Raw genomic sequence first — 22,305 nt, forward strand, 5'->3', positions numbered from 1 at the left:
GGCCGGTCAGCCGGCCTCGATCGTCGCAGCCAGGGTGGCGAGGATCGAGGTCACCTCACGGGCGGTGAGCACGGTGTTCACGAACTGGCCGTACTTGTCACAGAGCTCGAACGCGCCGTCGGGACGTTTGCGCACGAACGCCGTCGTGGTGTTCACCGACGGTCCCGGGGTGTCCCCGGACACCACCCTCTCCACTTCCTCGAGGAACTCCCGGACGCCGTAGGCCCGTCTGCCGAACGAGATCGCCAGTGTCTCCACCGCCCACAGCAGGTTCGCGTCCGCCGGCGGTGTACGCGTCGGCTTCCAGAAGCCGTCGCGCCGGGTGAAATGCCAGACGGCGGCGTCACCATCGGTCACGGGCCCGGACTCCTTCGGGAGGGGACGGTGACGGTGTGTGAGGTCCGCCGCCGGAGGTCCGGAACCGTAGCACCGGGGAACGGGGGCCGGATCGCCACCCGGGGGAACGGCCGGGATGGCGGTCGGGGCCCGTGCGGTGGCACTGTCTGAGGCATGGAGCAGCTCTCCCGCAGGCACGTCGCGCAGCGCTGGCTGGCCCGCCTGGCCCTGACCGCGGCGGGGGCGGCCGTGGCGCTGCCGCTGGTGGTCGCCGGGCTGCGCAGCATCGCGCTGGTGGGCGCCGCGCTGGGCGGCACCGCGCTGACGGCGGCCGGGGCGTGGTGGGTGCTGACCCGCCGCGGTGTGGTGCGGGCGCTGGCCGTACTGCTGACCGCCGCGACCCCGCTGGCCGTCCTCGCATACTACGACCGGGCCAATCTGCTCTGGGTCGTGGTCACCTCGCTCGGCCTGTGGGCGCTGGCCGTCGCCGCCGGGCGCAGCGCGGTGCGCGCCACCCGGGCCCACGAGGCGCGGCTGAGGGAGCGGATCGCGGCCCGGCCACGGCGGCCGTTCCTGATCATGAACCCGCGCTCCGGCGGCGGCAAGGTCGGCGAATTCGGGCTGAAGGAGAAGGCGGAGGCGCTCGGCGCCCGGGTCGTGCTGCTCGACCCCGACCACCCGCAGGACGTCGCGGAGCTGGCCCGGCAGGCGGCCGACGAGGGCGCCGACCTGCTCGGGGTGGCCGGCGGGGACGGCACGCAGGCACTGGTGGCCGGGGTGGCGGCCGAGCGGGGACTGCCGTTCCTGGTGATCTGCGCGGGCACCCGCAACCACTTCGCGATGGACCTGGGTCTGGACCGCGCCGACCCCGCGGCCTGCCTGGACGCGCTCAGGGACGGCGTGGAGCTCCGGGTCGACCTCGGCTACGTGGGCGACCGGCCCTTCGTCAACAACGTCTCGTTCGGTGCCTACGCGGCCGTCGTGCAGAGCCCGGCGTACCGGGACGACAAGGTCGGCACCATCCTGGAGCTCCTGCCCGACCTGCTCACGCACCGCGCCGGGCCCCGGCTGACGGCGACGGCCGGGGACACCGTCATCGACGAGCCGCAGGCCGTGCTGGTGAGCAACAACCCGTACCGGACCGACGACCCGGCCGGGCTCGGCCGCCGGGACCGTCTCGACACCGGTCTGCTGGGGGTGCTGGGCGTCAAGGTCGACAACGCGGCCCAGGCCGCCGGACTGCTGATGGGCCCCCGGGTCGCCTCCGGTCTGACCGTGGCGACGGCCCGGGAGGTGGTGACCAGCGCCGACGCCGCCGAGATCGACGCGGGCGTGGACGGCGAGGCCCTCGTGCTGCCCACCCCCGTGCGCTGCCGCGTCCGCCCCGGCGCGCTGCGCGTCCGGGTGCCGCGCAGCCGCCCCGGGGTGCCGGCGACGGGTGTCCGCACGGACTGGCGGCGGCTGCGCAAACTCGCGCTGACCATGGGCCGCACGGCCGCCGGCCGCCCGCACCGGCCCGGCGCCTGATCGGGCCGGTGCCGCGGCACCCCGGTACCCCGAACGGGCTCAGCGCCTGATCAGGCTGGAGTCGCGGACCACCAGTTCCGGCTGGAGCACGACCCGCCGGTGCCGGTGCTCCCGGGCCTGCGGCCCGGTCTCCTCCAGCAGCATCCCCGCGGCCAGCGCGCCCATGTTCGCGGCGGGCTGCCGCACGGAGGTGAGCGGCACGGCCGCCGCGGCCGCGAACTCGATGTCGTCGTAGCCGACGATGGCCATCTCGCCGGGGACGTCCACCCCCGCCGCGTACAGCGCCTGCAGCACCCCGAGGGCGAGCAGGTCGTTGGCGCAGAACACGGCGGTCGGCCGCTCCGGGAGGCCGAGCAGCCGGTGGCCGGCGTCCCGTCCGGCGGCGACGTCCAGCCGCTCCGTGGGCAGTTCGCGCAGGGTCTCCGGCGGCAGGCCGGCCTCCTCCAGGGCCGCGAGGGCGCCCACGCGCCGGTCCCGGACCTGCTGCAGGTGGCCGGGGCCGGAGACGTACGCGATCCTCCGGTGCCCGGCGGCCGCCAGGTGGCCGACGGCCATCCGGCCGCCGGCCACGTCGTCCACGGACACCGAGCACTCGGAGGTGCCCGCCGCGACCCGGTCGACGAGGACGAAGGGGATGCGGTGCCGCCGGAACGCGGCGAGGTTGCCGCCGTCGGCGTCGGCCGGCGTCACCAGCACCCCGCGCACCCGCTGCTCCGCGAAGAGCGACAGGTACGCGGCCTCCTCCTGCGGGTTCTGCGCGCTGTTGCAGACCATCACGCCGAGCCCGGCCGCCCGGGCCGCCCGTTCCGCGCCTCGTGCGACGTCGACGAAGAACGGGTTGCCCATGTCGAGCACGAGCAGGGCCATGATCCTGCTGCGGCCCGCCCGCAACTGCCGGGCGGACTCGCTGCGTACGTACCCCAGCCGGGCGATGGCGCGCTGTACACGGACCCGGGTCGCCTCGGGGACCGCGTCCGGCCGGTTGATCACATTGGAGACCGTGCCCACGGACACCCCCGCCTCACGGGCGACGTCCTTGATCCCCACCGTGCGGCCCTTCTCCGCCACGCCCGGGCTCTCAGAACTTGAACTGGTCGATGTTGTCCTTGGTGAACACGGTCGGCTTGCCGAGCACCACGACGCCGTCCTTGCCGATGGTGTAGCTGCCCATGTCACCGGCCTTGAAGCTCTGGCCCTCGGCGCCGGAGATCTGGCCGGAGGCCAGGGCGACCGCGGCGTACGAGGCGAGCGAGCCGAGCTTGGCCGGGTCCCACAGCTCGAAGGCGTCGACGGTGCCGTTCTTGACGTAGGCGCGCATGTCGTTGGGCGTGCCGAGGCCGGTCAGCTTGACCTTGCCCTTGTACTTGGAGCCCGCCAGGTACTGGGCGGCCGCCTTGATGCCGACCGTGGTCGGGGAGATGATGCCCTTCAGGTTGGGGTACTGCTGGAGCAGGCCCTGGGTCTGCTGGAAGGACTGCTGGGCGTCGTCGTTGCCGTAGGCGACCTTGACCAGCTTGACGTCCTTGTACTTGGGGTCCTTGAGCTCGTCCTTCATGAAGTCGATCCAGGTGTTCTGGTTCGTGGCGGTCTGCGCCGCCGAGAGGATCGCGATCTCGCCCTTGTAGCCGATCTGCTCGGCGAGCAGCTGCACCTCGGTGCGGCCCAGGTCCTCGGCGCTGGCCTGCGAGACGAACAGGTCGCGGCACTCGGGCTTGGTGTCCGAGTCGTAGGTGACGACCTTGATGCCGTTCTTGCGGGCCTGGTTCAGCGAGGTGCACAGCGCGCCCGGGTCCTGCGCGGAGACGGCGATCGCGTCGACCTGCTGCTGGGTCAGGGTGTTGACGTAGCTCACCTGGCCGGCGGTGTCGGTGCCGCTGCTGGTGCCGACCTCCTTGTAGGAGGAGCCCAGCGCGTCCAGGGCCTGCTTGCCGCCGCCGTCGGCGATGGTGAAGTACGGGTTGTTGACCTGCTTGGGCAGGAAGGCGACGGTCAGGCCCTTCTTGGTCGCCGCGTTGGGGTCGGCCGACGCGGTCGCCTTGGCGCCGCCGCCGCCGCTGTCCTTGGAGGAGTTCTTGGTGGTGCCGCCGCAGGCCGTGGCGCCGAGCGCGACGGCCGCGGTCACGGCGACGACGACGGTGGCTCGACGGGTGAGGGTTCTGGACATGGTGATCCTTTCGCTGCCGGTGCGGGCGCCGGAGTGAGGACGGGAGGTGGTGCGGGGGGTGGTGGTGCCGTGTGACGTGTGCGGGGGGAGGTGGGGGTTCACGAGGCGGCGAGCGCGGCCGGGGCCTTGTCGGCCGACCTCCTGCGCGCCCTGGCCTGCGCGACCTGGCGGCCGACCCTCGGGGCGAGGACGGAGATCACCAGGAGCACGCCGGTGACGACGATCTGGGACTGGGCCGAGACGTTGAGCAGGCTCATCACGTTCTGGCCCGCGCCGAGCAGGAACACACCGGCGATCGCGCCGCCCAGGGTGCCCTTGCCGCCGTCGAAGTCGATGCCGCCGAGCAGGACGCCCGCGATGACGGACAACTCCAGGCCGGTGGCGTTGTCGTAGCGGGCGCTGGCGTAGTGCAGCGCCCAGAAGACCCCGGTGAGGGAGGAGACCAGGCCGGTCGTCACGAACATCGCCAGCTTCAGCCGCCGCACGCGCACTCCCGCGAACCGGGCCGCCTCCTCCGAGGCGCCGACGGCGAACAGGGAGCGCCCGACGGGGGTCGCGTGCAGCACCAGGACGGCGATCAGCAGCAGCACGGCGAAGGGGATCGCCGCGTACGGGATGAAGGTGCCGTCGATCCGGCCGGCGCCGAAGTCGAGGTACTGCTGCGGGAAGTCGGTGACGGAGTCGGCGCCCAGCACGATCTGCGCGATGCCACGGTAGGCGGCGAGCGTGCCGATGGTGACGGCGAGCGAGGGCAGGCCGAGCCGGGTCACGAGCAGGCCGTTGACCAGGCCGCACAGGGCGCCGAGGAGCAGGCAGATCGGGATGATCGTCTCGATCGCCATGCCCCCGTTCCACAGCGCGCCCATCACGGCGCCGGACAGGCCCGCGGTCGAGCCGACGGACAGGTCGATCTCGCCGGAGACCACGAGCATGGTCATCGGCAGCGCGATGAGCGCGATCGGCAGGGTGTTGCCGATCAGGAAGGACACGTTCAGGGCGTTGCCGAAGTTCTCCACGAAGGAGAAGGAGCAGATCAGCAGGACGACGAGCAGGGCGCCGACCGCGGTGTCCCAGCGCACCGCGCCGCCGAGGCGGGCGAGCGGGGCGGGGGCCTTGGTGGTCTCAGGCATGGTGGGCACTCCTCATCTGTGCGGCCCGCTTGCGGAGGACGCCGGCCACCCGCAGCGCCACGATCCGGTCGACGGCGATGGCGAGCAGGAGCAGGACTCCGTCGATGGCCAGCACCCACACCGAGCTGACGCCGATGGAGGGCAGGACGCTGTTGATCGAGGTCAGCAGCAGGGCGCCGAGCGCGGCGCCGTACACGGTGCCGGAGCCGCCGGTGAAGGCGACGCCGCCGACCACCACGGCGCTGACCACGGTCAGTTCGTAGCCGTTGCCGGTGCCGGAGTCGACGTTGCCGAACCGGGCGAGGTAGAGCGCGCCGGCGAGTCCGGCGAGCGCCCCGCACGCGACGTACGCGGTGAGGATCCGCTTGCGGACCGGCACACCGGCCAGCCTGGCGGCCTCGGGGCTGGAGCCCAGCGCGTACAGGTCGCGGCCGCCGCGGTAGCTGCGCAGGTAGTAGCCGGCCGCGACCAGCACCGCGAGCGTCAGCAGCGCGAGGTAGGGGATCACCGACAGGCCGTCGTGGCCGAAGTCGACGAAGCTCGCCGGCAGGTCGTTCGCGGTGATCTGGCGGGAGCCGACCCAGATGGAGTCGATGCCGCGGATGATGTAGAGCGTGCCCAGGGTCACCACGAGCGCGGGGACCTGACCGAGACTCACCAGCAGGCCGTTCAGCAGGCCGAAGAGCACGCCGAGTCCGACCGCGATGAGCACGGCGAGGAGCGGGTTGCCGCCGCCGTGCAGGTAGGTGCCTGCCGCGAAGGCCGAGATGCCGAGCACCGAGCCGACCGACAGGTCGACGTTGCGGGTGATGACGACCATGGCCTGGCCGACGGCGACCAGCACGAGGATGGTGGCGTTCAGCAGGAGGTCCTTGACGCCCTGCTGGGAGAGGAACTCGCTGTTGTAGATCTGCGTCGCGGCCAGCATGACCAGGAGCACGGCGAGCACGGCGAGCGCCCGCAGTTTCAGCACCCGGTCCAGGAAGCGGCGGGACGCGGTCGGTTCGTCCGCGGCGATCTGCTGCGGGGTGTCGGCGGTCACGGTCACGCCGCCCTCCTCACGCGGCCGGTCGCCGCCGCCATCACGGATTCCTCGGTCGCCTCCGACCGGGGGATCTCGGCTGTCAGTCGTCCCTCGTGCATCACCAGGACGCGGTCCGCCATGCCGAGGATCTCCGGCAGGTCGGAGGAGATCATCAGTACGGCCACGCCCTCGGACGCGAGCCGCGACAGCAGCCGGTGCACCTCGGCCTTGGTGCCGACGTCGATGCCGCGCGTGGGCTCGTCGACGATCAGCACCTCGGGCGCGGTGGCGAGCCACTTGGCGAGGACGACCTTCTGCTGGTTGCCGCCCGAGAGGGTGCCGACGACGTCGGCCAGCCGGGCGTACTTCACCTGGAGCCGCACGGCCCAGTCCAGGGCGCGGCTGCGCTCGGCGCCACGGCTCATGAGGCCGCCCTTGGTGGTGGTGGCGAAGCCGGTCAGGCCGATGTTGCGCTCGATGGACATGTCCATCACCAGGCCCTGGGCCCGGCGGTCCTCGGGGACCAGTGCGATCCCCGCGGCCATGGCCAGGCTGGGCGCGCCGCCGCGCAGCGGCTTGCCGTCGACGACGACCTCGCCGGCGTCCCGGCGGTCCACGCCGAAGATGGCCCGGGCGACTTCGCTGCGCCCGGCGCCGACGAGGCCCGCCAGGCCCACGATCTCGCCGCGGCGCACCTCGAAGGAGACGTCGGTGAAGACGCCTTCGCGGGTGAGCCGGCGCACGCTGAGTGCGACCTCGCCGATCTCGGCGTCCTGCTTGGGGTAGAGCTCGTCCAGGTCGCGGCCGACCATGCGGCGCACCAGGTCGTCCTCGGTGAGCCCGTCGAGGGGCTCACTGGCGATCCACGCGCCGTCCCGCAGGGTGGTGACCCGCTGGCAGAGGGCGAAGATCTCCTCGAGGCGGTGGGAGATGAAGAGGACCGCGGCGCCCTGCTCGCGCAGGGACTTGACGACGCCGAAGAGCCGGGCGACCTCGCTGCCGGTGAGGGCGGCGGTCGGCTCGTCCATGATCAGGACGCGGGCGTCGAAGGAGAGCGCCTTGGCGATCTCCACCAACTGCTGGTCGGCGATGGACAGTCCGCGGGCCGGCTGCTCCGGGTCGAGGTCCACGCCGAGGCGGCGGAAGAGCTCGGCCGCGGCCTCGCGCACGGCCTTGTGGTCGACCCTGCCGAGCGAACGGCGCGGCTGCCGGCCGACGAAGATGTTCTCGGCCACCGACAGGTCGGGGAAGAGCGTGGGCTCCTGGTAGATGACGGCGACCCCCGCGTCACGGGCGTCCCCCGGGCCGTGGAACTCCACGGGCCGGCCGTCGAGCAGCACCGTGCCGGTGTCCGGGCGGTGCACACCCGCGAGGGTCTTGATCAGTGTCGACTTGCCGGCGCCGTTCTCGCCCGCCAGGGCATGGGCCTCGCCGGCGTGGAGCCGGAGCGATACACCGCGCAGAGCGCGAACGGCACCGAAGGACTTGCTCACCCCCTCGAGCGCGAGCACCGGAGTGGTCTCCGGTTCGGGGTGCGTCATTGCGCCCTCCTGCTATGAAATGTTTCAACGGAGTTGCCGGGAAGCTAGCCCCGCCCCGCGAAGGCGTCAAGGGCTGCCGCCTCCCCCTCCTGACCTGCACCCTCGCGAAACCCGCAGGTAACAGGCCTGACAATGCCGCACGAACAGCAACAACGCGCTTTCGCAGGACGGATGACACGATTCAATAACGGGGATCCGGACCGGCAGACCCCTTGACGACAACCGGTGGACGTGGATAGCTTCACAGCCGAATGAATCGATTCACTGGAAGCCGGTTCACTGAGCCGATTCACCGAGCCATCCGAGGTGGACATGCCTGACATCGCAGCCGTCAAGGCCGCACTCACAGCCCAGCGGATCGAGACGCCGTCCTGGGGTTACGGCAATTCCGGCACCCGTTTCAAGGTCTTCGCCCAGGCCGGGGTGCCCCGTGACCCGTACGAGAAGCTCGACGACGCGGCCAAGGTGCACGAGTTCACCGGCGTCGCCCCCATGGTGGCCCTGCACATCCCCTGGGACCGGGTGGACGACTACACCGCGCTCGGCGCCCACGCCAACGAACGCGGCCTGGAGCTCGGCGCGATCAACTCCAACGTCTTCCAGGACGACGACTACAAGCTCGGCAGCGTCTGCCACCCCGACCCGCGGGTCCGCCGCAAGGCCACGGACCACCTGCTGGAGTGCGTCGACATCATGGACGCCACCGGCTCCAGCGACCTCAAGCTCTGGTTCTCCGACGGCACCAACTACCCCGGCCAGGACGACATCGTGGGCCGTCAGGAGCGTCTCGCCGAGGCCCTGGCCGAGGTCTACGAGCGTCTCGGCGACGACCAGCGGATGCTGCTGGAGTACAAGCTCTTCGAGCCGGCGTTCTACACCACCGACGTCCCGGACTGGGGCACCGCCTACGCGCACTGCCTCAAGCTCGGTCCCAAGGCGCAGGTCGTCGTCGACACCGGCCACCACGCGCCGGGCACGAACATCGAGTTCATCGTCGCCTTCCTGCTGAGCCAGGGGAAGCTCGGCGGGTTCGACTTCAACTCCCGCTTCTACGCGGACGACGATCTGATGGTCGGCGCCGCCGACCCCTTCCAGCTCTTCCGGATCCTGCACGAGGTCGCCAAGAACCGCGGCCTCGAGGCGGAGACCGGCGTGGCCTTCATGCTCGACCAGTGCCACAACATCGAGGCCAAGATCCCCGCGGTCATCCGCTCGGTGATGAACGTCCAGGAGGCCACCGCCAAGGCACTCCTGGTGGACCTCGACGCCCTCGGCGAGGCGCAGCGCTCCGGTGACGTCCTCGCCGCCAACGCCGCCTTGATGGACGCGTACAACACCGACGTGCGCCCGCTGCTGCGAGAGGTGCGCGAGGAGCGGGGCCTGGCCCCGGACCCCGTCGCCGCCTACCAGGCCTCCGGCTGGCAGGAGCACATCGTCGCCGACCGCGTGGGCGGCACCCAGGCCGGCTGGGGCGCGTAGGCACCGCCGTCCCGCCCCTCCTCGTTCCTCCCCTCCCGAAGGACACCCCCATGGCACCCGCCACCCATCCGGAAGTCGCCGCACTGCTGGAGCGCGCCCACCGCCTGGGCGCCGACCCGCGCAACACCAACTACGCCGGGGGCAACGCCTCCGCCAAGGCCACCGCCACCGATCCCGTCACCGGCGGCGCCGTGGACCTGATGTGGGTCAAGGGCTCGGGCGGCGACCTGGGCACGCTCACCGAGGCCGGCCTCGCCGTGCTGCGCCTGGACCGGCTGCGCGCCCTGACCGCCGTCTACCCGGGCCCCGAGCGCGAGGACGAGATGGTCGCGGCGTTCGACTACTGCCTGCACGGCAAGGGCGGCGCCGCCCCGTCCATCGACACGGCCATGCACGGCCTCGTCGACGCCGCCCACGTCGACCACCTGCACCCCGACTCGGGCATCGCGCTGGCCTGCGCCGCGGACGGCGAGAAGCTCACCCAGGAGTGCTTCGGCGACAAGGTCGCCTGGGTGCCGTGGCGCCGTCCCGGCTTCCAGCTGGGCCTCGACATCGCCGCCATCAAGGAGGCCAACCCGCAGGCCGTCGGGGTGATCCTCGGCGGTCACGGCATCACGGCCTGGGGCGAGAGCTCCGAGGAGTGCGAGCGCAACGCCCTGTGGATCATCCGCACCGCCGAGGAGTTCCTGGAGCGCCACGGCAGGCAGGACCCGTTCGGCGCGCCGCTGGCCGGCTGGGAGCCGCTGCCGGAGGCCGAGCGCCGGGCCCGGGCCGCCGCCCTCGCCCCGGTCCTGCGCGCGATCTCCTCCCAGGACCGTCCGCAGGTCGGCCACTTCACCGACTCCGCGCCCGTCCTGGACTTCCTCGCACACGCCGAGCACCCCCGGCTGGCCGCGCTCGGCACCTCCTGCCCGGACCACTTCCTGCGCACCAAGGTCCGCCCGCTCGTCCTCGACCTGCCCCCGACGGCCCCGCTCGAGGACGCGGTGGCCCGCCTGGAGGAGCTGCACGCCGCCTACCGCGCCGACTACCAGGCCTACTACGACCGGCACGCCACCGAGGACTCCCCCGCCATCCGCGGCGCGGACCCGGCGATCGTCCTCGTTCCCGGCGTCGGCATGTTCAGCTACGGCAAGGACAAGCAGACCGCGCGCGTCGCGGGCGAGTTCTACGTCAACGCGATCAACGTGATGCGCGGCGCCGAGGCCGTCTCCACCTACGCCCCCATCGACGAGGCGGAGAAGTTCCGCATCGAGTACTGGGCGCTGGAGGAGGCCAAGCTCCAGCGGATGCCGAAGCCCAAGCCGCTGGCCACCCGCATCGCCCTGGTCACCGGGGCCGGTTCGGGCATCGGGAAGGCCATCGCCCACCGCCTCGTGGGGGAAGGCGCCTGCGTGGTCGTCGCCGACCTCGACGAGGAGAACGCCCGGGCCGTCGCGGAGGAGCTGGGCGGCCCGGACCGCGCGGTCGCGGTCACCGTGGACGTCACCAGCGAGGAGGCCATCCGGGCCGCCTTCGACGAGGCCCTGCTGGCCTTCGGCGGGGTGGACCTGGTGGTCAACAACGCGGGCATCTCCATCTCCAAGCCGCTGTTGGAGACCACCGCCCGCGACTGGGACCTCCAGCACGACATCATGGCCCGCGGCTCCTTCCTCGTCTCCCGCGAGGCGGCCCGCGTACTCATCGCGCAGAAGCTCGGCGGCGACATCGTCTACATCGCCTCCAAGAACGCGGTCTTCGCCGGCCCCAACAACATCGCCTACTCCGCCACCAAGGCCGACCAGGCGCACCAGGTCCGGCTGCTGGCGGCCGAACTCGGCGAGCACGGCATCCGCGTCAACGGCGTCAACCCCGACGGGGTCGTCCGCGGCTCGGGCATCTTCTCCTCGGGCTGGGGCGCCCAGCGCGCCGCGACGTACGGGGTGCCGGAGGAGAAGCTCGGCGAGTTCTACGCCCAGCGCACCATCCTCAAGCGCGAGGTGCTCCCCGAGCACGTCGCCAACGCGGTCTTCGCCCTGACCGGCGGCGAACTGACGCACACCACGGGTCTGCACGTCCCGGTCGACGCCGGGGTGGCCGCGGCGTTCCTGCGCTGACGCCGTCCGCACCACGCGGGGGGAGCCGGCCGGCCGGCTCCCCCGCACCCGTACCACCCACCGCCCCCCGCGGCGCGCCGCGCCGCACCGACCGCACCGTCGCTCCGACCCGAACGACCAGAACACGAGGGGCCCACGTGCCATTCGCCGCCATCGACCTCGGCGCCACCAGCGGCCGCGTCATCCTCGGCCGGGTGGGCCCGGACCACCTCGTCCTCGACGAGGTGCACCGCTTCGCCAACACCCCTGTCCGGCTGCCCACCGGACTGCACTGGGACGTCCTCGCCCTGTTCCGGGAGAGCCTGGACGGCCTGCGCCTGGCGGCCCGGACCGGGGACGGCGTGACGTCGGTCGGCATCGACAGCTGGGCCGTCGACTACGGACTGCTCGACGCGGACGGCGCCCTGCTCGGGATCCCCCACCACTACCGCGACAGCCGGACGGAGCACGTCGCCGACCGGGTCCGGGACGACATCGGCCCTCAGGAGCTGTACGGGATCACCGGGTTGCAGCACCTGCCCTTCAACACCGTCTTCCAGCTGGCGGCGGCCCGCGACGGCGCGCAGTTCGCCGCCGCGCGGACGCTGCTGATGATCCCCGACCTGCTCACCCACTGGCTCACCGGGGACATCGGCGCCGAGGAGACCAACGCCTCCACCACCGGCCTCTTCGACGCGCGCACCGCGACCTGGGCGGAGGAACTCCTCGGCCGGCTCGGCATCGAGCCGCGCCTGCTGCCGCCGCTGCGCCGCCCGGGCACCCACGCCGGCACGCTCCTGCCCCACGTGGCCGCGTACACCGGACTGCCGGCGGACACCGCCGTCGTCACCGTCGCCTCGCACGACACCGCCTCCGCGGTGGCGGCGGTCCCGGCCACCGGGCCGCACTTCGCGTACATCTCCTGCGGCACCTGGTCGCTGGCGGGTCTGGAGCTGGACGCCCCGGTGCTCACGGAGGCCTCGCGGCTCGCCAACTTCACCAACGAGCGCGGCATCGACGGCACCATCCGCTACCTCCGCAACATCATGGGCATGTGGCTGCTGGAGGAGTGCCGCCGCGCCTGGGAGCAGCGGGGGGAGGGCCTGCCCCTGCAGGAACTGCTCGCCGCGGCCGCCGCCGCGGAGCCCTTCGCGGCCCTCATCGACCCGGACGACCCCGTGTTCCTGGCGCCCGGCGACATGCCCGCGCGGATCCGCGCCTTCTGCCTCCGGACCGGCCAGAAGCCCCCGGAGTCGCACGGGGCGGTCGTCCGCTGCATCCTGGAGAGCCTCGCCCTGGCCCACCGCCGCACCCTGCGCGAGGCAGCCGAACTCGCCGGCCGGGACATCCACCGCGTCCACCTCGTGGGCGGCGGCTCCCGCAACGAACTGCTGTGCCGGTTCACGGCCGACGCCACCGGCCTCCCGGTCGTCGCGGGCCCCACCGAGGCCACGGCCCTGGGCAACATCCTCGTCCAGGCCCGCGCCCACGGCGCGGTCGGCGACGGTCCCGACGGCCTGGCGGCGATGCGCGCCCTGGTCGCGGCCACCCAGCCGCTGCGCACGTACGAGCCGGCCGCGGACGGCCGGGCCTGGGACGCGGCGGCGGCACGGCTGGCCGGGCTCGCCGCGGCGCGGCGACCGTAGGCGCCGGCGCCTGACCCGCATCCGGGCCGACGACACCTACACGCCGGTCGTGCCGTCGACCAGTTCCCGCAGGACGTCGAGGTGGCCGTTGTGGCGGGAGGTCTCCTCGACGAGGTGCAGCAGGATCCACCGCAGGTTGGGGTGACGGCCGTCGCGGTTGGGGCGCTTGGCGGGGGTGTCCAGGTCGTGCGCGGCGGCGAGTTCGCGGTAGCGGGCCGTGTGTGCCTCGTAGTCGGCCAGCAGGTCGGCGAGGGGGATGTCCACGGCGATCCGCATCTCGCGGTCCGGGTCCTCGTCCGTCCAGGGGCCCTCGTCCTCGCCGCCGAGGAACACCACCTCGAACCAGTAGTACTCCACCCAGCGGAGGTGGTTGATCAGTCCGCTGAGCGTCATCAGCGGGGAACCCGGGAGCGGGGCGGAGCGGGCGTGCTCGGGCGTGACGCCCTCGCACTTTGCGCGGGCGGTGTCACGGGCGTAGTCGAGGAGGGTCGTCAGCGCGGAGCGCTCGTCCCAGGCGGTGGGTGTGTCGGTTCTCGTCATCGCCGGAATGCTGTCGGGAACGAGGGCGGCACGTCCACCGATTAACCGGGGGAGCCCCGCGGAGTCCCCTGACAGTAGATGTCAGCGGAGAGCGGCACCATCGGTCCCCGTGACCACCACCGGACGCACTCAACGACTCCTCCTGCCCGCCGTGTTCATCACCTCTCTGGGCAACAACATCCAGCTGATCGCCGCGGCCCTGCTGATCGTGCGCGCCCAGGGCTCGGTGCTCGACGTGGGCTGGCTCTTCATCGCCGTGGCCGTCCCCCAGGCCGTGCTGTCGCCGTTGGCAGGCCTGCTGGCCGACCGCTTCGACCGGCGGGCGCTGTGGGCGGGCTGCGACCTGCTCAGCGCCGCCGTGGCCCTGGTACCGGCGCTCGGGACGGCACTGGGCTGGCCGCTCGGGGCGGTCGTCTACGGCAGCAACCTCGCGCTGGCGGTGGCGTCCGCGCTCTTCGTGCCGGTGAGCGCGGCCCTGGTCAGGGAACGGGTGCCCGAGGGCCGGCTGCGGCGGTTCAACGCCCGGTACGAGATGGCATTGCAGAGCGGCATGCTGCTGTCTGCGGCGGTGGGCGGTCTCGCCCTGCAGTACGCCGGGCCCGCCCCGCTGTTCGTATTCAACGCGGCGACCTTCGTGGCCTCCGCCGTCCTCGTCCTGGCGACCGGGCGCGGGCCGGGGCGCTCCGTCGTCGTGGGCTCCGCCGCGGCGGTACCCACGGCGCGGCCGGTCCCCTCGCGGAGGCCGCACGGGCCGCTGGTCGTGCTGTACGCCCAGGGCAGTGTGGTGGTGACCGTCTTCAACGCCCTGATGCCGGTGCTGGTCATCGCCGAGCTGCACCGGGGGCCCGCCGTCGTCGGCGCGGTGGACGCGCTCGGAGGCGCCGGTTTCCTGCTGGCGGCGGCCGCGTACCGGCGGACGGGCGCCCGGCTGGGGGACCTGCGGCTCGCGCTCGCCGGCTTCACGGTCTGCGCCGTGCTGTTCGCGCTGCAGCCCCGGTTCGGGGTGACGGGGCTGCTGCTGCTCGTACCGGCCGGGGCGTTCGTCTTCGGGCAGGCGCGCATCGCCTCGCGGACGCTGCTGATGACGGCGGTCGACGAGGGCCGCGTGGGGCGGGCCTTCGGGACGGCGAACGCCTACGGGCTGGCCGCGACCGTGGCCGTGATGCTCGGGACCTCGGCGGTGACGACCCGCGCCGGGGTGCCGACCGGCTTCGCGGTGGTAGCCGGTCTCAGCGCGGTGGCGTCCGCGGGGGCGGCGGTGTGGCTCGCGGCGGCGCGTAGAGCGCGGCCAGCGCCCGCGCCGACTCCGTCAGCAACTCCCGCAGCGGACCCGGCGCCAGGACTTCCAGGTCCGCGCCGAGCCTGAGGAACTCGCCGTGCGCGTGCGCGACCGACTCGATGGGCACGCGGGCGCGGACCCAGCCGTCCGGCTCCCGCTCGCCGTCCTCGGCCACCGCCCGCGCCACGGCGCGCGACAGCAGGGCGGGCAGCCGCTCGACACCGCGCGGCGACAGCCGGATCAGCGCCTGCTCCCGGTGGAGCCGAGCGTGGAATCCGGCGAGGTACTCCCGCCAGTACGCGGCGAGGTCGAAGCCGGGCGGGGCCGCGAACGTCTCGTCGAGGACGCACACCTCGAGCATCTGGTCCACACGGTACGTGCGCCGCTCGCGGCCGTCGTGGGCCACCACGTACCAGCGGCCCGCCTTGAGCACCAGGCCGTACGGCTCCAGTCTGCGATCGGTCTCGGCGGGCTCCCGCCACCGGCGGTAGCGCACCCGGACCGCCTGCCGGTTCCACACGGCGTCGGCGACGACGGGCAGATGCGGCACCTGCTCGTCGGAGCCGTACCAGCCGGGCGCGTCCAGCAGGAACCGCTCGCGCACCCGCTCCGCCCGCTCCCGCAGCGCCGGCGGCAACGCGGCGCTGATCTTCAGCCGGGCCGCCGCCGCGGCCTCGCCGAGCCCCAGCTGCGCGGCCGGATCGGGGAGCGCGGCCAGGAACCAGGCCTGCGTCTCGTCGGCGGTCAGGCCCGTCAGCCGGGTGCGGTACCCGTCGAGGAGCCGGTAGCCGCCCTCGTGCCCGGCGTCGCCGTACAGCGGGATGCCCGCCTCGTGCAGCGACTGGACGTCCCGGTAGACGGTGCGTACGGACACCTCCAGCTCCTCCGCCAGCTCCGCGGCGGTCATCCGGCCGCGTGACTGGAGGAGCAGGAGGAGGGAGACCAGCCGGCTCGCGCGCATGGCGGCCAGTATCGCCGCCGCCACCGACAGTGGCCTCGGGGCGGGGCGTGGGGCGGCCGCGGCCGATTTGATGGTGTCCGGCGGAGCGCGCACCCTGGGGAGGTAGGGACTGCGACGGGTGTGTGATCGCCGACGATGAACACGAGTGACCCCGATGACCCGGCTGCCACGGCCGTGGTCACCGTCAGCGTGCGGGGGGTGGTCACGGGATGGAGCGCGGGGGCGGGATGGCTGCTCGGGCGGTCGGCGGCGGAAGCGGTGGGACGTCCGGTCGCCGAGGCGCTCGGTGCGGACGAGGGGGCGGTCCCGGTGGACCGCGAGTGGCGCGGCCGGGTGCGGGCGCGCCGGCGGGACGGGCGGGAACTCGAACTCGACGTACGCGTCTCCCCCGCGATGGACGCCGACGGCCGGCCCGCCGGCTGCGTCGTCACCGCCGCGCCCGTCGACTCGGACACGGCGCTCCTGCTGTGGGCCTTCCAGCAGTCGTCCGTCGCCATGGCCACCTACGACACCGGTCTGCGCTACCGCCGGGTCAACGACACCGCGGCAGGGATGATCGGCGTCCCCGCGGCGGACCTGAGCGGCCGGCCCTTCTCCGGGCCGCTCCTGGACGACGAGGGGCGGCGTGGTTTCAACGAGCACCTGCGGCGGGTCGCGGAGACCGGCCGGGCGGCGCACTACGAGACCCCGTCCGCCGAGGGTGCCGCGGGAGGCGAGCGGGCGTGGAGCACCGAAATGTGGCCGGTGCGGGACCCGGAGGGCCGGATCCACGGCGTGGCGAGCGCGGCGTTCGACAGCACGGAGCAGTTCCGGGGGCGCCGGCGGCTGGCCCTGCTGAACGAGGCCGGCGCGCGGCTCGGCACCACGCTGGACGTGGTGCACACCGCCGACGAGCTCGCGGAGCTGGCCGTGCCGCGCTTCGCCGACTTCGCCAGCGTGGACCTGCTGGACTCCGTGCTGCACGGCGAGGAGCCCCCGCCGGGTCCGCCCGGCCGCGGGGTGGAGCTGCGCCGGGTCGCCCACCGCACCGCGTCGGGCCGCGCCCCGGACGCGGCCGTCGACCTCGGCGAACTCGACGTCTACCCGGAGTTCTCCCCGCCGTCCCGGGCCCTGGCCACCGGCCGGCCCGTGCTCAGCCGGCTGGGGCACCCGGACTTCACGCTGTGGCTGGCGCAGAACAGCCTGCGGGACGCCAAGGTCCAGGAGTACGGCATCCATTCGGTGCTGGCGGTCCCGTTGCGGGCGCGCGGCATCACACTCGGCGTGGCGGTGTTCATCCGCTGGGCGCGTCCGGAGCAGTTCACCGAGGACGACCTGACGCTGACCGAGGAGCTCGCCGGACGGGCCGCGGTGTGCGTCGACAACGCGCGCCGCTACACACGGGAGCACTCCACGGCGCTGACCCTCCAGCGCAGTCTGCTGCCACTGCGGCTGCGCGAGCAGGCCGCGGTGGAGGTGGCCTCGCGCTACCTGCCGGCCGGGGCCCGGGCGGGGGTCGGCGGCGACTGGTTCGACGTCATCCCGCTGTCCGGCACGAGGGTGGGCCTGGTCGTGGGCGACGTCGTGGGCCACGGCATCCACGCCTCGGCGACGATGGGACGGCTGCGGACGGCGGTGCGCACCCTCGCGGACGTGGACCTGGCACCGGACGAGCTGCTCACCCATCTCGACGACCTCGTCACGCACCTCGATCCCGAGGACGGCCGGGGCCGGGAGGTGACACCCGCCGAGACCAGCGGCGAGCTGGGGGCGACCTGCCTGGTCGCCGTGTACGACCCCATCGCGCGGCGCTGCACCCTCGCCAGCGCCGGGCATCCGGCGCCCGCCGTGCGCTTCCCCGACGGCCGGGTCGAGATGGTCCCGGTGTCCGCGGGACCGCCGCTGGGCGTCGGGGGGCTGCCGTTCGAGGCGGTCGAGCTGGAGCTGCCGGAGGGCAGCCTGCTGGCGCTCTACACCGACGGCCTGATCAAGAGCCGGGACTTCGACCTGGACGCCGGCCTGGCGCGGCTGCGCTCCGCGCTGAGCGCCCCCGCCCCGACGATCGAGGCGGCCTGCGACACCGTCCTGAAGACCCTCCCGTCGGACCGCCCGGTCGACGACGTCGCGCTGCTGCTCGCCCGTACCCGGGCGCTCGACGACGGCCAGGTCGCGATGTGGGACGTGCCCGACGACCCCGCGCACGTCGCGGACGCCCGGCAGGCGGTGGCGGAACGGCTGCTCGCCTGGGGCATGGAGGAGGCGGTGTTCGTCACCGAGCTGGTGGTGAGCGAGCTGGTCACCAACGCGATCCGGTACGGCACCCCGCCGATCCAGCTGCGGCTCATCCGCGACCGCACCCTGATCTGCGAGGTCTCCGACGGCAGCAGCACCGCCCCGCACCTGCGCCGTGCCCTGTCCGACGACGAGGGCGGCCGCGGCCTGCTGCTGGTCGCGCAGTTGAGTCAGGCCTGGGGCACCCGGCAGACCTCCGCGGGCAAGACCATCTGGGCCGAACAGGCGTTTCCCCCGGCCGGGCGATGAGCGGCGGCACGTCCGGGTTCCCCGCGTCGCGCCGACCCTGACGAGCTGTCAGTCTCGGATGCATGACCGCTCGCTTCCCCGTGGCCGCCCTGCACTGGACGGTCCTCGTCCCGGTGTTCTCGGTGGTCCTGCTGGCCCTGACGTGGGGGCGCGTGCTGCCGGTGCCGGTGGTCGTGGTCGTCGCGGTCTTCCTGGCCGTCGCGGTGCTCGCCGCCGTCCACCACGCGGAGGTGGTGGCGCACCGGGTGGGCGAGCCCTACGGCGCGCTCGTGCTCGCGGTGGCGGTGACCGTGATCGAGGTGGCCCTGATCCTCACCCTGACGGCGGACGGCGGCCCGAAGAGCGCCGGCCTGGCCCGCGACACCGTCTTCGCGGCGGTCATGATCACCTGCAACGGCATCATGGGGCTCTGCCTGCTGGTGGGGGCGCTGCGCCGGCGGGTGGCGGTCTTCAACCCGGAGGGGACGGGTGCCTCCCTGGCGACGGTGGCGACGCTGGCCACCCTGAGCCTGGTGCTGCCGACGTTCACCACCAGCACCCCGGGCCCGCGGTTCTCCACCGCCCAGCTCACCTTCGCCGCCCTGGCGTCGCTGGTGCTGTACGGCCTGTTCGTGGCGACGCAGACGGTGCGGCACCGGGCGTACTTCCTGCCGGTCAAGCCGGGCGGCGAGGTGATCGACGTCTCGGAGGACGACTCCGTCCCGCCGACCTCCCGCGCCGCGCTGTTCAGTCTGGCGCTGCTGGCGGTGGCGCTGATCGCGGTCGTGGGGCTGGCCAAGGTGGAGTCGCCGACGATCGAGCAGGGCGTGCAGTCCGCCGGTCTGCCGTCCTCCTTCGTCGGCGTCGTCATCGCCCTGCTGGTGCTGCTGCCCGAGACCATCGCCGCGGTCCGCGCGGCCGCCCGCGACCGTGTGCAGACCAGCCTCAACCTGGCGCTCGGCTCGGCGATGGCGAGCATCGGGCTGACCATCCCGGCGGTCGCGGTGGCGTCGCTCTGGATGTCCGGCCCGCTGCTGCTGGGGCTGGGCTCGACGCACATGGTGCTGCTGGCGATCACCGTCGCCGTCGGCACCCTGACGGTGATACCGGGACGCGCCACCCCCCTGCAGGGCGCGGTGCACCTGTCGCTGCTGGCGGCGTACGTGGTGCTCGCGATCAGCCCGTGAGGGGACGGGGGACTACCGGCAGCCGGCGACGACGCGACCGGCCAGGACGGCCTCGACGAAGGGCTCCGGCGGGGCGTAGCGGTGGGCCAGCACGTAGTGGACGACCAGGTCGGGCGCGATCAGCCAGGTGCCGGCGCCGCCCTCCACCCGTACCTCGCCGTGGCCCACGAGGATCCGCTCGCCGCCGCGGGACACGCTCACCGGGTTGAAGCGGCCGCCGCCGATCAGCCTGCGGCGGCACAGCATGCAGCCGTACCAGCCGTGGGTGATGGCGCACAGGTGGTCGCGGCACAGGGCGAAGAGGCGGTCGGCGAACTCGGCGGAGGGCTCGGCCTGCGGGAAGGGGTGGGCGGGGTCCAGCCAGCCGACCGCATGGGCGGAGACATCCGGCGGAATCGTTTCTGTGAAGTACGCGTACGGACTCAGGTCCTCGTAGTACGGCATCGCAGCCTCTCCCGCCCGCGGACCCGCCCGCGCGCACCGTTCGATCAATCGCGGGCAAGCGTCCAGCAGCGGGGCCCGTAGGTCAATCACCCGTACGTGGCGGGAACCCGGCGGCGCGCCCCCGGCGGACGGTGAACCCACCCGAAGGGGACCGGCGCCGGACACCAGTCCCGTACGCGGCGCCGTCAGCCGGCGACCGGCTGCTCGTCCTTCCCGTCCTCGACCGGGGGCGCCTCGGCCACGGGCTTGCGGCCGAGCCAGCCGGCCAGCAGCTCGTGCACGGCCCCCGCGCCGACCAGCCGTTCCAGCGGGTCCGGCCCGTCCAGGTCGAAGGGGTGCAGCAGGAAGGCGCGGCTCTGGTCGCCGCCCAGGCCGCCGTGCGAGCCCACCTGCTCCTCGAAGGCGTGCACGGCCCGGGTGACCGGGTCGTACGCGGAGTTGACCATGATGTCGGCGGCGTGCGGGAAGCGGGCGGTGCGCAGTACGGCGGCCGCCGCGCCCGGCCCGAACGGCGCCAGCGGGTCGCGGCCGGTGACCCGGCCCGTCTCCAGCTCGTGCTCGCCGCCGTCCCCGCCCAGCACGAGCGGGCCACGCTCCCGGTCCAGGACCAGCACGAAGCCGATGCCCGGGTGCTCGGCCAGCGTCCGCAGCAGGGCCGGGTGGCGGGCCTCGACGCCCTGCCGGTCCGCGCGCCCCGGGAGGTCCGGAAAGGAGATCAGCGCCAGGTTCCCCGAGGCCAGCACCACCGGTTCCGAGGACGGCCCGGCCGTCTCCTGCTCCTCGCCCGCGCGGCCCCCGTGCTCCGGGCGGTGCAGTGCCGCACGGGCCGCCGCGCGCGCCTCGGCGCCGCTGGCCGTGCCCCGGGCGCGGCGGCGCACCGGCAGCCCGCAGCCCGCCCGCACCAGGTCCCTCAGGGTCAGCCCGTACGCGGTCTCGAAGGTCTCGCCGTGGCTCTGGCCGTGGTCGGAGAGCAGCACGATCCGGTAGGGCCGCGGCGCGTACCGGGAAGCGTCGGCGATCAGCCGGATGGCGCGGTCCAGGCGCCGCAGCACCCGCATCGCGTCCCGGCTGCGCGGCCCGGAATGGTGCGCGACCTCGTCGTACGCGACCAGGTCGGCGTAGACGGCGCCGCGTCCGGCGAGCATGTCGCCGACGACGGCCGCCACCGCGACGTCGCGCTCGACGACGGTGGCGAAGGCCCGCAGAAAGGGGTAGAGCCCGCCGCGCCGCACCCGCGGACGCTCGTGGCGCAGCCGCGCGGAGACGGACTCGGTGACCTCGCGGACGACCTCCGCGAAGAAGGATGCGGCGGTGCGCACGGCGTTCGCCGGGTCGGAGAAGTACGCGAAGTAGCCGGTCCGGGAGCGCGTGGCGCTGACCCGGGCGAGCACGGCCGCGGGATCGCCGCCCTCCGGGGCGCCGACCGCCCGGGACCGCAGCCGGGCCATCGCCAGCCGGTCCGCGGAGAAGCGCCGGCGGCGGGTCGACACGGACATCACCAGCGCCAGTTGCCCGGCGCCGCCGCTGAACAGGTTGCCCCGGCTCGCGCCGTCCGGAGCCAGCAGCCCGGCCCGCCCGGTGCGGGCGACCGCGCGGCGCTCCAGCTCGGCGGCGCAGGAAGGCCGGTTGCAGACCATGACCTGCCCGGTCTCCTTCTCGTACCAGCGGAACGCCGGCACGTCCTCGTTGCTGCCGTGGAGGATGGCCAGCTGGCTGGCGCCGGTCTGGCTGCTCCAGTCGGTCGTCCACGGCACCAGGCGGTGGCTGCCGTCGAGCCATTCGGCGACGGTCTCCATCGCGGGCCGGCGCAGACGTCCCTTGCGCGTGCCCGGACGTACGGCCTCGCGCAGCACGTCGTGCCCGACACCGTCCAGCTGGACGAAGACGAAGCCCGGCTCGCGCGTGCCGTCCGCGCGGTCCGTGTCGTTCCCCGCACCCCTGCGCCGGCCCGCCAGGCGCGCCAGGCGGCGGCCGTACGCCGCGTCGTCGCGCATGGCGAGCGTCGTGCTCGTCGCGGACGAGGCCGCCGACATCACGGCGGCGATCACCACGGCCGTGGCGGGTGCGATGTCGCCCTGCCAGTCGGGGGTGAAGCGGAGCGCGAGCAGCAGCAGCGAGCCGTTGAGGAAGAACACCAGCAGGCCCAGCACCAGCGCGGGCACCAGCAGCACGGCCCGCACCAGCACCGGCCAGACCAGCGCGCTCAGCAGACCGAAGGCACCGGCGGCGGCCGCCGCCGTCACCGCGATGCGGGTGGGGCTGTCGCCGGTGGGCGACTGGATGCGGAAGTCGGGCAGGATCCCGGCGAGCACGGCCATCGTCGCCGTCGACACCGCCCACACGACCAGCACGCGGACGATCGCGCCCCCGGCGGCCCGCCACCGACGCAGCACGCCCACCCTCTCCTCACGTCTCCTCACGCCTGCCGCCGTCCGCCAGGTCCGTCCGCGACCCATGTCCGTCCACGGCCCTG

The 22,305-nt window shown here is 73.7% G+C and carries 16 protein-coding genes and 1 pseudogene; 7 read left to right on the plus strand and 10 right to left on the minus strand.

The genetic code is table 11. The features are described from left to right. Nucleotides 1-6 precede the first annotated feature (6 nt). Nucleotides 7-357, minus strand: a complete 351-nt coding sequence (locus tag OIE69_RS10460) for a hypothetical protein (RefSeq protein ID WP_326571687.1) — start codon at nt 355-357, stop codon at nt 7-9. Nucleotides 358-510: 153 nt separating this feature from the next. Between OIE69_RS10460 and OIE69_RS10465 the strand changes: the two genes are divergently transcribed. Beyond that, nucleotides 511-1,863: a diacylglycerol kinase family protein gene (locus tag OIE69_RS10465; protein WP_326571688.1), complete on the plus strand. Its 1,353-nt coding sequence runs from the start codon at nt 511-513 to the stop codon at nt 1,861-1,863. Nucleotides 1,864-1,902: 39 nt separating this feature from the next. Here the strand turns inward: OIE69_RS10465 and OIE69_RS10470 are convergent, their stop codons facing one another. From OIE69_RS10470 to OIE69_RS10490, 5 genes are all read right to left on the minus strand, one after another. After that, nucleotides 1,903-2,931, minus strand: a complete 1,029-nt coding sequence (locus tag OIE69_RS10470) for a LacI family DNA-binding transcriptional regulator (RefSeq protein WP_326571689.1) — start codon at nt 2,929-2,931, stop codon at nt 1,903-1,905. A 10-nt stretch (nt 2,932-2,941) separates the two neighbouring features. Then, the gene (gene rhaS, locus OIE69_RS10475; protein WP_326571690.1) at nt 2,942-4,027 is read right to left on the minus strand and encodes a rhamnose ABC transporter substrate-binding protein; all 1,086 of its coding nucleotides are present in this window, start codon (nt 4,025-4,027) and stop codon (nt 2,942-2,944) included. A gap of 98 nt (nt 4,028-4,125) precedes the next feature. Further along, nucleotides 4,126-5,157, minus strand: coding sequence for an ABC transporter permease (locus OIE69_RS10480; RefSeq protein ID WP_326571691.1), 1,032 nt, complete (start codon nt 5,155-5,157; stop codon nt 4,126-4,128). Beyond that, nucleotides 5,150-6,205, minus strand: coding sequence for an ABC transporter permease (locus OIE69_RS10485; protein WP_326571692.1), 1,056 nt, complete (start codon nt 6,203-6,205; stop codon nt 5,150-5,152). Before OIE69_RS10485 ends, OIE69_RS10480 begins: the two co-directional genes overlap by 8 nt. After that, nucleotides 6,202-7,722: a sugar ABC transporter ATP-binding protein gene (locus OIE69_RS10490; RefSeq protein WP_326571693.1), complete on the minus strand. Its 1,521-nt coding sequence runs from the start codon at nt 7,720-7,722 to the stop codon at nt 6,202-6,204. The genes OIE69_RS10485 and OIE69_RS10490 overlap by 4 nt, the downstream gene beginning before the upstream one ends. A gap of 312 nt (nt 7,723-8,034) precedes the next feature. Here OIE69_RS10490 and rhaI point away from each other — a divergent pair, with 312 nt between their 5' ends. The 3 genes from rhaI to OIE69_RS10505 all read left to right on the plus strand — a co-directional run bounded on the left by rhaI (nt 8,035) and on the right by OIE69_RS10505 (nt 12,922). Further along, entirely contained in the window at nt 8,035-9,201 is a 1,167-nt protein-coding gene (gene rhaI, locus OIE69_RS10495; RefSeq protein ID WP_326571694.1) for an L-rhamnose isomerase, read from the plus strand. A 50-nt stretch (nt 9,202-9,251) separates the two neighbouring features. After that, nucleotides 9,252-11,297: a bifunctional aldolase/short-chain dehydrogenase gene (locus tag OIE69_RS10500; RefSeq protein ID WP_326571695.1), complete on the plus strand. Its 2,046-nt coding sequence runs from the start codon at nt 9,252-9,254 to the stop codon at nt 11,295-11,297. Nucleotides 11,298-11,434: 137 nt separating this feature from the next. After that, nucleotides 11,435-12,922 (plus strand): rhamnulokinase, encoded by a 1,488-nt coding sequence (locus OIE69_RS10505; protein ID WP_326571696.1) that lies wholly within the window; start codon nt 11,435-11,437, stop codon nt 12,920-12,922. Nucleotides 12,923-12,958: 36 nt separating this feature from the next. Here the strand turns inward: OIE69_RS10505 and OIE69_RS10510 are convergent, their stop codons facing one another. Next, the gene (locus tag OIE69_RS10510; RefSeq protein WP_326571697.1) at nt 12,959-13,462 is read right to left on the minus strand and encodes a DinB family protein; all 504 of its coding nucleotides are present in this window, start codon (nt 13,460-13,462) and stop codon (nt 12,959-12,961) included. Between the two features lie 7 nt (nt 13,463-13,469). Here OIE69_RS10510 and OIE69_RS10515 point away from each other — a divergent pair. Next, nucleotides 13,470-14,522 (plus strand): annotated as a pseudogene (locus OIE69_RS10515) (MFS transporter); the annotation flags it as partial. 169 nt (nt 14,523-14,691) lie between these two features. Here OIE69_RS10515 and OIE69_RS10520 read toward each other — a convergent pair. Next, the gene (locus tag OIE69_RS10520; RefSeq protein ID WP_326571698.1) at nt 14,692-15,702 is read right to left on the minus strand and encodes a helix-turn-helix transcriptional regulator; all 1,011 of its coding nucleotides are present in this window, start codon (nt 15,700-15,702) and stop codon (nt 14,692-14,694) included. 135 nt (nt 15,703-15,837) lie between these two features. Here OIE69_RS10520 and OIE69_RS10525 point away from each other — a divergent pair, with 135 nt between their 5' ends. Further along, nucleotides 15,838-18,222 (plus strand): SpoIIE family protein phosphatase, encoded by a 2,385-nt coding sequence (locus OIE69_RS10525; protein ID WP_326571699.1) that lies wholly within the window; start codon nt 15,838-15,840, stop codon nt 18,220-18,222. A 62-nt stretch (nt 18,223-18,284) separates the two neighbouring features. Further along, nucleotides 18,285-19,388 (plus strand): calcium:proton antiporter, encoded by a 1,104-nt coding sequence (locus OIE69_RS10530; RefSeq protein WP_326571700.1) that lies wholly within the window; start codon nt 18,285-18,287, stop codon nt 19,386-19,388. 12 nt (nt 19,389-19,400) lie between these two features. On the opposite strand, the gene OIE69_RS10535 is transcribed toward OIE69_RS10530, so the two are convergent. Both OIE69_RS10535 and OIE69_RS10540 read right to left on the minus strand, forming a co-directional pair. Further along, nucleotides 19,401-19,832 (minus strand): DUF7919 family protein, encoded by a 432-nt coding sequence (locus OIE69_RS10535; RefSeq protein WP_326571701.1) that lies wholly within the window; start codon nt 19,830-19,832, stop codon nt 19,401-19,403. 185 nt (nt 19,833-20,017) lie between these two features. Continuing rightward, entirely contained in the window at nt 20,018-22,231 is a 2,214-nt protein-coding gene (locus OIE69_RS10540) for a phage holin family protein (RefSeq protein ID WP_326571702.1), read from the minus strand. Nucleotides 22,232-22,305: the final 74 nt, after the last annotated feature.

The sequence above is a fragment of the Actinacidiphila glaucinigra genome (assembly GCF_035918135.1).
In the GTDB taxonomy this organism is placed as follows: domain Bacteria; phylum Actinomycetota; class Actinomycetes; order Streptomycetales; family Streptomycetaceae; genus Actinacidiphila; species Actinacidiphila glaucinigra.